Annotated in this window: 11 protein-coding genes; 7 read left to right on the top strand and 4 right to left on the bottom strand. The window is 32.9% G+C overall.

All coding sequences use genetic code 11. From position 1 onward, the window contains the following. Entirely contained in the window at positions 1–747 is a 747-nt protein-coding gene (locus T367_RS21160) for a leucine-rich repeat domain-containing protein (protein WP_051568308.1), read from the top strand. On the opposite strand, the gene T367_RS0102885 is transcribed toward T367_RS21160, so the two are convergent. From T367_RS0102885 to T367_RS0102875, 3 genes are read right to left on the bottom strand one after another with little or no spacing between them, the layout of a single operon-like run. After that, on the bottom strand, positions 748–1,551 hold the full coding sequence (locus T367_RS0102885) for a hypothetical protein (protein WP_027418502.1): 804 nt from the start codon (positions 1,549–1,551) through the stop codon (positions 748–750). A gap of 8 nt (positions 1,552–1,559) precedes the next feature. Next, the gene (locus tag T367_RS0102880) at positions 1,560–2,192 is read right to left on the bottom strand and encodes a hypothetical protein (protein ID WP_027418501.1); all 633 of its coding nucleotides are present in this window, start codon (positions 2,190–2,192) and stop codon (positions 1,560–1,562) included. Further along, positions 2,189–2,833, bottom strand: a complete 645-nt coding sequence (locus T367_RS0102875) for a protein-L-isoaspartate(D-aspartate) O-methyltransferase (protein ID WP_027418500.1) — start codon at positions 2,831–2,833, stop codon at positions 2,189–2,191. Before T367_RS0102875 ends, T367_RS0102880 begins: the two co-directional genes overlap by 4 nt. Before the next feature lie 152 nt (positions 2,834–2,985). Between T367_RS0102875 and T367_RS0102870 the strand changes: the two genes are divergently transcribed. Continuing rightward, on the top strand, positions 2,986–3,891 hold the full coding sequence (locus tag T367_RS0102870) for a DMT family transporter (RefSeq protein WP_051568307.1): 906 nt from the start codon (positions 2,986–2,988) through the stop codon (positions 3,889–3,891). Here the strand turns inward: T367_RS0102870 and T367_RS0102865 are convergent. Beyond that, complete coding sequence (locus T367_RS0102865) at positions 3,877–5,697, bottom strand: ABC transporter ATP-binding protein (protein ID WP_027418498.1); 1,821 nt, start codon at positions 5,695–5,697, stop codon at positions 3,877–3,879. The two genes, T367_RS0102870 and T367_RS0102865, sit on opposite strands and share 15 nt — an antisense overlap. A 176-nt stretch (positions 5,698–5,873) precedes the next feature. Between T367_RS0102865 and T367_RS0102860 the strand changes: the two genes are divergently transcribed. The 5 genes from T367_RS0102860 to T367_RS0102840 all read left to right on the top strand — a co-directional run bounded on the left by T367_RS0102860 (position 5,874) and on the right by T367_RS0102840 (position 12,393). Beyond that, positions 5,874–7,070, top strand: coding sequence for a pyridoxal phosphate-dependent aminotransferase (locus T367_RS0102860; protein WP_027418497.1), 1,197 nt, complete (start codon positions 5,874–5,876; stop codon positions 7,068–7,070). A 77-nt stretch (positions 7,071–7,147) separates the two neighbouring features. Then, positions 7,148–8,770, top strand: a complete 1,623-nt coding sequence (locus T367_RS0102855) for a ShlB/FhaC/HecB family hemolysin secretion/activation protein (RefSeq protein WP_027418496.1) — start codon at positions 7,148–7,150, stop codon at positions 8,768–8,770. Between the two features lie 164 nt (positions 8,771–8,934). After that, entirely contained in the window at positions 8,935–11,541 is a 2,607-nt protein-coding gene (locus T367_RS23600) for a S8/S53 family peptidase (RefSeq protein WP_051568306.1), read from the top strand. Continuing rightward, complete coding sequence (locus tag T367_RS25010; protein WP_169736013.1) at positions 11,541–11,714, top strand: DUF5522 domain-containing protein; 174 nt, start codon at positions 11,541–11,543, stop codon at positions 11,712–11,714. The genes T367_RS23600 and T367_RS25010 overlap by 1 nt, the downstream gene beginning before the upstream one ends. Positions 11,715–11,778: 64 nt before the next feature. Continuing rightward, on the top strand, positions 11,779–12,393 hold the full coding sequence (locus T367_RS0102840) for an L-threonylcarbamoyladenylate synthase (RefSeq protein WP_027418495.1): 615 nt from the start codon (positions 11,779–11,781) through the stop codon (positions 12,391–12,393). Positions 12,394–12,398 lie beyond the last annotated feature (5 nt).

Below are 12,398 nucleotides of genomic sequence, written 5' to 3'. Positions count from 1 at the left end.
ATGAAATTGCAATCACTATTAATTACTTCTTTTATCGGTTTTTTACTAATATTCGGCTCTTGTAATTCTAAATACGCAACAAAAAAAAAAACAAAACTAAGACTAAATCTCAACAACAAAGGATTGACGGAGATTCCAAGCTATGTGTTTAACCTAACAGATTTAGAAGTATTAAATCTTCACAATAATAAATTAACTCATATTCCAAAGGAAATTAGATTGTTAACCAACTTAAAAAAGTTAGTCCTCAGTAGAAATGACATTATTTCAATTCCAGAAGAGATTGGACTATTAGTTGAATTGGAAGAATTATCACTGAAAGCTAATAAAATCGAGTTTCTACCAAACTCTATTGGAAATTTAGTAAAACTTGAATTATTTAGGTTGAATTTTAATCGTTTGACTTCATTACCGGAGTCTATTTCTAATTTACAGTATTTAAGTCATTTCTATGTTGGTAATAATTTACTACTTACCTTGCCAAAATCGATAGATAAGATGACTGGGTTAAGAGAGTTTGAAATTGGTCGAAACAATTTGCAATATTTACCTAACGAATTGTACAATTTAACAAGTTTAAATTCGCTCGACTTGACATTTTCTGGCCCTGAAATAAACATCTCTGATCAGATTTGTCAGATGAGAAATTTAGAAACTTTATATATTGATGGTGGAACTTTGAGTTTTGCTCCAAGATGCTTAACTGTTCGTTCAAATAACTTTCGCTTTAATCTTATTGTCAGATAATTATATCTTATCTTTAACCTCTGACATTCGAATTAATTCGAATCCTGATTGTTTTTCAATCTTCACCATTTCAATCAATTCTTGGTTTAGTTTTATCGATGCATTTTCGTATACCAAATAGTACCGCCCCTTCCCCATTCCTTCAGCTTGAGAAACCAATTGCAGACTTGTTATAATAGTCCTGAATTTAGCAAGGTTATTTTGAATTGTTATGCGACTGGAGGTGAAATCAATCGTATAAAACACGGTATAAAAATTCGACTTTCGTAAAAGATCAATCGTAGCGTCCGAATAGATTATCGGAAAAGAATCTGCTCTCATTTTAAAACCGCGTGTAAAGCTATCAAATCGACTTTCATTTGCAAACTCTCTAAATATTTGTTTAAACGAAGCTTTTTTGACTGGCTTTAAGTTTTCAACGAGCTGTTCGCCGATTATTTTTTTGAATAATTCTTCAAAAACAAAATCCTTGGCAAAACGCGCTTCATACAACTGTGAATAACGTATTACTCCCTTCTTATTGACACTTAATTCCGACAATAGTTTTTTAGCATAAGGAGGATCGAACAATGATAAAGTTTCTTCACCTCTTTTAATTTTATTAACGTCAAAATCCATGAGTCTAAATCCTTTACGAATAGCAGCCTTCATATCAGCACTCATTCCGTGAATTGCAAAATTCAATTTTCGATCAGAAATAGAAAAACACGGAATACCGTTAAGATTAGCAATTATACCAATTGCTATTTGCTCCTCGTTAAAACGATTACTCCCTATGTAAATGATAGAAAAAAAACCTTCCATGTTAAAAATTAATTAGTTTCAAAAAAGTTTAATTGAAGTTGTATACGATTTGCATCAAAAATCTTATTTAAGATTTTATTCTCAATCAGCTCATGCTTATAAATGGTTTTGAAATATGTCAGAGAGGTTGCCATTTTATTCAACATTCCATCATTCATTCTTATAGAATAGCTACTAGCAATATTTCGGATTTCGGATTTTGAAATAAATTTTCGAACCATCGCTAATAATTCATTGTTTTGATGCAAAGGCTTCTCATGGAAGTCCAGTTCGAAACTTTTACTTTCAAATATCAATTGCTTCTTTTTACCGTGTTTCATAGCAATATCACTATAGGCAAAATCAATATTTAATAACTGATTCAAGAGGTAATAAGTCAATAAATTTTTAGGTGCTAAAATATCAGCTGTATTTAGATATTTCACATTAATAGGATTTAAATACTCGAGGTTAAAATCATTAGCAATCCCCATTAAGGATGTATTATTGATTAAATTTATTTCAGGCGATTGAACTTTGAAAAGCTTTAATAATTCGGCATGTAAATAACGAGTAACATCCTTCTCAACCAAACTAAATTCATTTAAATCAGCATTCAATGCAATATTATTATTGTTGTTTACAGCATAAAATGGTATCATTTAGCCACCTCTTTTAACATAGGTACAAAACTAAAAACACCTAATTGTTCTTTTGATATTTCTCCATTAATATTTTTTGTAATCAATAACATTTCTTGGGTCTTTCCTTCACCAATAGGAATTACCATCTTACCTCCGTTTTTTAGTTGTTTAACCAGTTCTTCAGGAATAAATGGTGCTCCACAAGTCACAATTATTTTATCGAAAGGTCCGAATGCAGGCCATCCTTTATAACCATCACCATATTTTAATTTAGCGTTATAACCCAATGCAGGCACAATTTTATTAGCTTTTAAATATAGTTCTCGTTGACGTTCGATTGAAAAAACCTTCGCTCCGAGGTCACATAAAATAGCCGTTTGAAAACCTGAACCTGTTCCAATTTCTAGGATTTTTTCTCCTTTGGTAATTGTCAACAATGCAGTTTGAAAGGCAACGGTATACGGATGAGAAATTGTTTGACCAGCACCTATTTGAAAAGCCATATTAGAATATGCCTGACTTACAAATACGGCATCTAAGAAAAAATGTCGTGGAACATTTTTAAAAGCAGTCAATACAGCTTCATCTTGAATGCCTTTTTCTCGAAGGGTATCCACTAATTTATTTCGTAATCCCTTATGCTTAAAATTATCAATCATTAAAAATGTTTATTCGTTCTACAAAAATAGAGACAAATAAAAACTTGTCGACATATAGTTAGATGAATCGATTAACAAAATAATTTTAGTTTCTTTTCTAAACAAATCCTCATTTAGTCAAAAACTATACCTTCGCGAACCTAAAATCATTTATGTTTAAAGGAGTATTATACATGTTATTTTCATCGCTATGTTTTGCGATTGTTAATTTGATGGTTAAAACACTCTCGGACAGCACCAATGTATTTCCAACAATACAAAATTATCCAGTTCATGAATTGATTCTATTCAGATCTTTAATTTCTCTAGCTATTTGTATTGCGATAGTCAAGCATCAAAAAATAAAATTCTTTGGAAATAATAAAAAATGGCTACTAATAAGAGGCGTGTTTGGTGTAACAAGTTTAACTCTTTTCTTTTTTACTTTGAAACATTTGCCAATTGCCATCGCAACCGTGGTCCAATATTTATCACCTATCTTTACAATAATATTCGCAATCTATCTCCACAAAGAAAAGGTAAGACCAATTCAATGGATATTTTTCTTGGTCGCATTATTAGGCGTAGCATTTATTGGTAATAGTAAAAGTCAGGGTCTAGAAATACAATTAATTTGGGTTCTAGTTGGACTTTGTTCTGCCGTACTTTCAGGGGTATCATATAATGCTATTATGAAATGTAGAACTACTGATGCACCAATCACGGTTGTGATGTATTTTCCTTTAATCGCCACTCCTGTAATGATTATTGCTTGCTTTTTCTACGGATTTTTAATGCCACAAGGAATTGAGTGGTTATTATTAATATTGATAGGTGTTTTTACACAATTTGCCCAACTATTTATGACTAAAGCTTTTAATAGTGATGCAGCGGCGAGAATAACCCCAATCAAATATATTGGTGCCATATATGCAGTTTGTATAGGGTATTTTATATTTGATGAAGACATCAGTTTAATCGGAACTTTAGGTATAGCATTGATATTAATCGGCGTACTTCTGAATACCTTTTTTAAACAAATATTTAGAAATAAAAAGTCTCGCCTAAGCAAAGTTTAACTCGTAAAGTTTTTTGTAATGACCGTTCATTTCTAATAAAGCTTCATGACTTCCTTTTTCAAGGATTTCTCCACTGTCTATAACTAATATTTCTGATGAATTGACAATCGTTGATAAACGATGGGCAATTACAATTGATGTTCTTCCCTTTTGTAATTCTTTTGTAGCCTGTTGTATTAAAGCTTCTGATTCTGAATCTACACTTGCTGTTGCTTCATCAAGAATTAAAACTTTAGGATTATATACATAAGCACGAATAAAGGAGATTAATTGTTTCTGACCTACAGATAAAACACCACCGCGTTCACCAACATTATATTCATAACCTCCAGGTAAATTCATAATAAATTTATGTGCTCCTACTTTCTTGGCAGCAGTAATCACCTGTTCTTTTGTAATTGTTTCATCACCAAGTGTAATATTATAAAGTATTGTGTCTGAAAATAGAAACACTTCTTGTAATACCACTGCAATATTTTGTCTAAGCGTGCGCAATTCAATATCGCGAATGTCGTTTTCACCAATATGAATACTCCCTTTTTGGAACTCGTAAAACCTCGTCAATAAATTAATGATTGTTGATTTTCCTGCTCCTGTTGTTCCAACTAAAGCAATTGACTTACCTGCTTCTACTTTAAAACTTATACCTTTAAGAATCCAATCTTCATCCTTATATGCGAACCAAACATTGTCAAAACTAATTTCTTGATCAAAATTAACATTGGTTAAAGTCCCTTTATTATCAATGTGCTCCTGTCGATCTAATGTTTCAAAAACGCGCTCAGCCCTTACCATTCCTCGTTGAAGGATATTGAATTTATCCGCTAACTGACGAATTGGTCTATAAAGCATATGGATCCATAGAATAAATCCAAATATTGTAGGGACCACCATATTGACATCAGTGTCATCGTAGCCCATTTTCAACATACCCCAAATAATTAGCACGGCTATGGACATAGAGCTCAATAACTCTACAATGGGGAAGAAAATTGAATTGGCCCAAACAGCATCGACATGTGCTTGTCGATGCTCCTTATTAATACCAACAAATTTTTCATACTCTATGTTCTGTCTATTGAACAATTGAACAATTGACATTCCTGAAATATGCTCTTGCACAAAAGTGTTTAATTTATTTACCTGTAATCGTTCCTTTTGAAAAGCTTTCTTCATAGCTCTTGCGAATATTCGTGTTGCAATAAGCAGCAAAGGAATTGGAATAAGGGTCAGTAAACTTAATTCCCAACTCACATAAAACATTAACAATATAACAATGAGCAATTTTAATAGATCTCCCAACATGGTTAATAAACCAATTGAAAAAACTTCTGCAATCGCTTCAATATCAGAAATTAGTCGGGTAACAACAGTACCATTAGGCGTATTGTCAAAATATTTTAATTTGAATGAATTGAAATGTTTAAAAAGATCAATTCGAACATCTCTAATAATTGATTGTCCCAATAAATTAGAGAAATAAGTAGCGACAAATTGAACTATCGTTTCCAGAATTAGAATCACAATTAACAATACAGTCCAAGCCAACAATTGTTCTTTAATAGAGGGATTACTTATAAAAAGATCTATAAATCCCTGAATTGTTTCACCGTTAGTCCCCGGTACAACTCCGTCACCAACAATATAACTATTTATCATTTCAATAATCACCAAAGGTCGAATTGGACCTAAAATTGATAAGAGAATCATGGTAATCAACGAAATGATAAAAATCGCTCTATACGGTTTTATAAAACGAATTAAACGCTTTAATAGATTAAGGTCGAATTTATTTTGTTCTGACATTAGTACAAAAGTAGCTAAAATCTTCTCTTTTATCGACTAAAATTATAAACTCAATGAAGAAAATTGCGACTCTTTTAAAGTCCAGAATATTAATATTCGTCTTCAATGATTTTTTTTCAAAATTAAATCGAATTAAACTAAATTAAATCTCCTACTTTTGACAAAATTTTCAAGTTATGCCAAAATTATCTTTGAAAGGCAATGAAATGCCTGCTTCACCAATTAGAAAATTGGTTCCGTTTGCTGAGAAGGCCAAAAGCCTTGGTAAAAAAGTTTATCATTTAAATATCGGACAACCTGATATTGCTAGTCCTAAGGAAGCTTTAGACGCAGTAAAAAACATGGATATTTCAGTTCTAGAATATAGTCATTCTGCTGGATTCGAATCTTATAGAAAAGGTTTATCTGCATATTATAAGAAGAATGGTCTTGATATCAACTCAGATGAGATGATTATAACTACTGGGGGATCTGAAGCATTAATTTTTGGATTCATGACTTGCTTTAACCCTGGTGATGAAATCATTATTCCTGAACCGTTTTATGCTAACTATAACGGATTTGCGACAACTGCGGGTTTAAAAATTGTTCCCGTTACAGCAAAAATTGAAGATGGCTTTGCTTTGCCTCCTATTCAAGATTTTGAGAAGTTAATTACTGCTAAAACAAAGGGTATTGTTATTTGTAATCCTGCGAATCCAACAGGTTACCTTTATACAAAAGAAGAACTAGCACAGTTAAAAGAAATTGTTTTAAAACACGATTTGTTTTTATTTGCTGATGAAGTATATAGAGAGTTTTGTTACGATAATGCGACACCGCATTCAGTAATGAATTTAACAGGAATAGATGATAATGTGGTATTAATAGATTCAGTATCTAAACGATACTCTATGTGTGGAGCAAGAATTGGTGCATTAATTTCAAGGAATAAAGAATTGATGGCAAATGCAATGAAATTTGCCCAAGCGCGTTTGTCCCCTCCTACTTTGGCTCAAATTGCAAGTGAAGGAGCTTTAGACACACCACAATCATATTTCGACGAGGTTGTTGATGAATATGTTGAGCGAAGAAACATTACTGTTGATGGCTTAAATGCAATTGAAGGCGTTATCTGTCCAAAACCGAAAGGCGCATTTTATTGTATCGCTCAACTGCCAGTTAAAGACGCTGAAAACTTTTGTCAATGGTTGTTAGAGGACTTTGATTATAATGGAGAAACAGTTATGATGGCTCCTGCCAGTGGATTTTATGCAACGAAAGGTTTAGGTTCAAACCAAGTTCGCATTGCTTATGTACTTGAGAAAAAAGAACTTGTTAAAGCTGTAAAATGTCTCGAAGAAGCACTAAAAATATATCCTGGTCGAATATAATACTTGGTGTTTTCCTTACTTTTTTTAAAAAAATTAGGTTTCTTTAATATTATTTCGTTTTCAGACGTTATATGCATATGAAATGGAACCTGATTTTTCTATATCTTTTTTTTACGATTAATGGAACCGCCCAATCTATTGAAAGAACGATCTATTTCCATATTGATAAAACAACAATAAAGGAAAAGGTTAATAACGATTCAATAGCACTTAAAAAAGTTTGGGATAATGCAATTATTTCTTTCCAATTGAACGGTTATGTAGGCATTGTTCCGCACGACACCGTAAAAAAAGCGAAGGTCACACATTATTATTTCGACTATCTAAAGCATTTTAAAAAGACCACCCTACTGTCTGTTGATGACATTAAAGCTAAACCGATTGCATCTTCGAATTATATTAATACCCTAAGTAATATCAATAAAAAACTGAATTATTTAGAGAATAATGGCTATCCCTTTGCTAGTTTAAAAATTATTAAGCAAGTCGAAACGAATCATGAATTGATTCTTCATTATAAAATTGATTCAGCAGAACTCATTATTATTGATAAAATAATTCTAAAGAGTCTCGATAAATTTAACCCCAATACTATTCTCAATCTAATCAATTTGAAAGAGGGTGATTTATACAACGAATCTAAAATTCGATCATTGTCAAAAATTATTGAGAATTCTGGTCTTTACACATTTATCAAATCTCCTGAAGTTATTTTCAAATTAAATAAAGCCGAATTGTATATCTATTTTCAGAAAAAAAAATCGAGTAACGCCGATGGATATATCGGATTTCAACAAGACAATGAAACCCAAAAATTCGTTTTAAACGGCTATGTAAATCTAAGTTTAATCAATGCTTTGAACAGGGCCGAAATTATAAATCTAAATTGGAAGAACAATCCACAGCAAACACAAGAACTGAAAACAATATTCGAATTCCCATTTCTATTTAATACCCCATTCGGTATTGGGAGCTCTATAAACCTTCAAAAACAGGATACAACCTTTATAAAATCGGATTTATTGTTCGAATTAATTTATAGAAATCCAGTTTTTAAAGTCAGTCTATTTAATCAAATTGAAAATTCATCTACTACGGGTAGTGAACCGATAGCAGGATTCAAGAATTACAACAAAAACACTATTGGTGTAAAAGCAAACTACCGCCCCATATTCAATGACCTATTAAAATTTTATCATCCTGAAATCAGTTTAATGGCTGGTGTTTTCACGTACAAATTAGATTCAATTGAAGATACCAAACAACGAATTGCAAATAATAAATATTCAGTAGGCTATTCACATACTATCGACTTTCTTAAATATTTTCATTTAAACAATGAGCTGATTTATCAAACACTTACCTCGACCCAAGGAATTTCTCAGAATGAAATGATTTATTTTGGTGGATTGCAAAGCATTAGAGGGTTTTACGAACTTGAATTATTCGGAAAAAACATTTGGACATTGAGAAATGAAGTCGAATTCAAACCAATTGATGTTTTATCCATAAAAGCATTATACGACTATAGTGTTTTTAATAATAACCAACAGAATTACACGCATAGTTTTGGTGTTGGTTTAGGTATTATCAATAACTCAAGTCAACTAGACATCATCTTTGCAAATGGAATACTCAATACAAATCCATTCCAGCTGTCAAATTCTAAAATTCATATAGGATTTATTTCTAATTTCTAAAGGGGTATGATTTCAAACGCTCCACAACTACTATTATAAGTTGAATAGCCATTATAATTAAGCTCAGCCTAGAAAACCAACCTCATACTCAATAATAGCGTTACTTAACGTGATAGGCTACTTGCGTCAATCGTTTTTTAGTAACTTTACGTAAAACTACAATAATGCGCTCAATTCTCATTTTCATTCTAATACTTTGCACAAGCTTTGCCAATGCCCAAAATAAAGCCTTTGTTAACGGTGAATTATTAGTACAAAGTTCAAGTACCAATAATTTTGATAGAGGTTTCATCAATTTTGCAGCTGAAAATAATTTAATCATAGAGCAACTCAAATTAATCGGCCCAGCATTCAATATTTATCAAGTTGTATTTAGAGACAAAGATATAGACCTCAATTGGGCGACACAAACGCTATATAGCTATCCTGGCATTACAATTATTCAAAAGAATCATTTTGTAAGCGACAGAGAAACAATTCCTGACGATCCACAAATAGGTTTACAATGGCATTTAAAAAACACTGGAGTTGATGGAGGTGTCGTAGATGCTGATATTGACGCTGTAGAAACTTGGGACATCACTACAGGTGGAGTAACAACGCATGGTGACACAATTGTTGTTTGTATTATTGAGTCAGGTGGAATTGACTATACACATGAAGATTTAGCCGGTAATATGTGGAAAAATTATGCAGAAATTCCAGATGACGGCATTGATAATGATAACAATGGCTATATCGATGATTATTTAGGTTGGGATGTTGGTACAGAAACCGATCAAATAGGTTTTGCAACACATGGTACCAAGGTTGCTGGATTGATTGGAGCAAAAGGAAATAATGGAATTGGTATTTCTGGTGTGAATTGGGATGTTAAAATGATGGTGATTAAAGGTCAAGACACAAGAAGTGAAGCCTCTATTATTGCAGCGTTTTCTTACCCATTAAGCATGCGTAAAAAATATAACGAAACTTTTGGTGCTGAAGGAGCTTTTGTAGTTGTCACAAACGGATCGTGGGGAATAGATGGTGGTAACCCCGAATCTCACCCACTTTGGTGTGCTGTATATGACAGTCTTGGTAGCGCTGGAATTTTAAATGTAGGCGCCACAACAAACGATGATGTGAATGTTGATATTGTCGGAGACATGCCAACAGGATGTTCAAGTGATTTTTTAATAGGTGTAACACGGACGGATAAATCTGACATTAGGGATGCTGGTTATGGTCCGACTTTAGTAGATCTTGCAGCTCCAGGGTTTAGTGTTCGGACAACAAACAACTTTGGAGAAACGCTTTACGGGAACTATACCGGCACATCGTTTGCATCACCCGTTGTTACGGGAGCTATAGCACTTGCCTACTCTGTTCCTTGTTCTGACTTTATCAAGCTCGTCAAACATAATCCTGAAGCTGCTGCACTAGCCATGCGCGGTTATATTTTAGATAATGTAGACCCAATTATTACTTTAGCTGATGATGTAGTTACTGGTGGAAGACTTAATATTAAAAACACTATTGATGACATGCTTATGGGTTGCGACACAGATGCATGTATCAGTCCTTATAATATTAGAAATGAAGATTTAACAGACACTTCAACAATCATTATTTGGGATGGTTTTTCGAACGATTACACTGTTACGATTAACGGTGGCGCATATATTGATTTCGAGATTGAAATTGATGATGAACAGACGCTAATTTTAGATGACTTATCTCCTTGTACGGAATATTCAATTTCTATTATTTCAATTTGCGCTTTTGACGACATAAGTTCTGCGAGCTTCACTTACGACTTCATTACAGATGGATGCTGTAACAATCCTGCTCTCTTTGTTGTTGATAAGACACAAAATTCAGTCCAAATTGGATGGGATGCAATTCTTTATGCTGATCAATATAATTTACGTTATTCGAAAGAAGGCTTAGATGATTGGACAGAAGTTATGGATGTAGATTCTGCTGTTATCATTAATGATTTAGACAGTTGTAGAACATACGATTTTCAAATCTACACATTGTGCAGTGACAGCACTAGAGGTTATAGTGAAAGTTTTAAAGTCTTAACCTTAGGTTGTGGAGCTTGTACGGAAGCGACTTATTGTGGTATCAATGATATCTCTAGCAGATTCGAATGGATAGATGAAATACGTATTAACGGCGCTACACGGACTACTGGAAATAATTTAGGCTGGTATACATCTGATATATTGTTGACTAACCTACTTCACGGAAACACATATACTTTCTATCTTGCGCCAGGTTATCTTGAGATTAATTACACTGAGGACATTTCGGTGTGGATAGATTTTAATTTAAATGGTAATTTTGAAGACGATGAAAAAGTATTGAATGTCATCAATATTACTGCGCCTTTTAGTAGACCAATTACTATTCCTTCAGATGCGCCGATAGGTGTAACCAAAATGCGCGTAGTTATGAATGGCGAACGAGAACCTGTTGCATGTCCTGAAATTGCTGTTATGGGCGAATACGAAGACTATTGTGTCTATATTAGTGATGTGCTTGCTGTAACATCGGATGAAACGATTTTCAAAGTATTCCCCAACCCTGTGAAGAATCAATTAAATATTGAAACCAATTTGAATGTGTTTAGTATAAAGATTTTTGGTTCTGATGGTAAGCTAATTTTAGAAGACAATAGCAATCAAAAAAAGATCAATACTTCAGCTTTAAGTAATGGACTTTACTTCGTTGAAATTGAGAGCAATTCAAATATTAAAAGGTTAAAATTCATTAAACATTAATGGACAATCCATTTTCTCAAAATAAACTTGAGCCAGAAGATTTTTATAAATCTCCAGAAGGCTATATCGTTTTCACTGAAACCTATCATTTAAAAAGAGGTCATTGCTGTAAAAGCGGTTGTAAACATTGTCCATATGGATTTGATCGCAGAACTGGCAGGATTAAAAAATAATTGAACTTACTCCCCCATTTCGATTCAATTTCCACTAACTTTGAATACATAAACATCAAATAATATGCTATTTCAAATTCATCAAGACAATCCCGATCTAAAAAAAATCAAGGAAGCTGCTAAGATTTTAGAAAATGGTGGCATCATTATCTATCCTACTGATACTGTTTATGCATTAGGCTGTAGTTTACATCAGAAACGAGCTATTGAAAAGCTTGCAAAAATTAAGAATCTTAAACTTAAAAAGGCAAATTTTTCAATCATTTTCCACGACTTAAGCCATCTGTCAGAATATACAAAAAGAATAGATCGAGCAACTTACAAAATTCTTAATAAAAACTTACCCGGACCATTTACGTTTATACTTGAAGCTTCATCACAGATACCTAAACTATTCGACACTAACAAGAAGACAGTGGGTATTAGAATTCCAGAAAATAAAATTGTCATGGAACTAGTTCAAGCTCTTGGACACCCATTGGTGACAACGTCATTGCATGATGATGACCAAATCTTGGAATACACTACGGATCCCCAGGTTATTGAAGGTAATTGGTTGGACAAAGTTGATGCAATAATTGATGGAGGTTATGGAAACAATGTCCCTTCAACGGTTGTTGATTTATCAGAAGGTTATATTGATATTATCCGACAAGGAATTGGGGAATTAAGAGATTAATTGAC

Origin of the sequence: Crocinitomix catalasitica ATCC 23190, assembly GCF_000621625.1 — a bacterium.
Classification (GTDB): Bacteria; Bacteroidota; Bacteroidia; order Flavobacteriales_D; family Crocinitomicaceae; genus Crocinitomix; species Crocinitomix catalasitica.
This window is presented reverse-complemented; position numbering and strand designations above follow the sequence as displayed.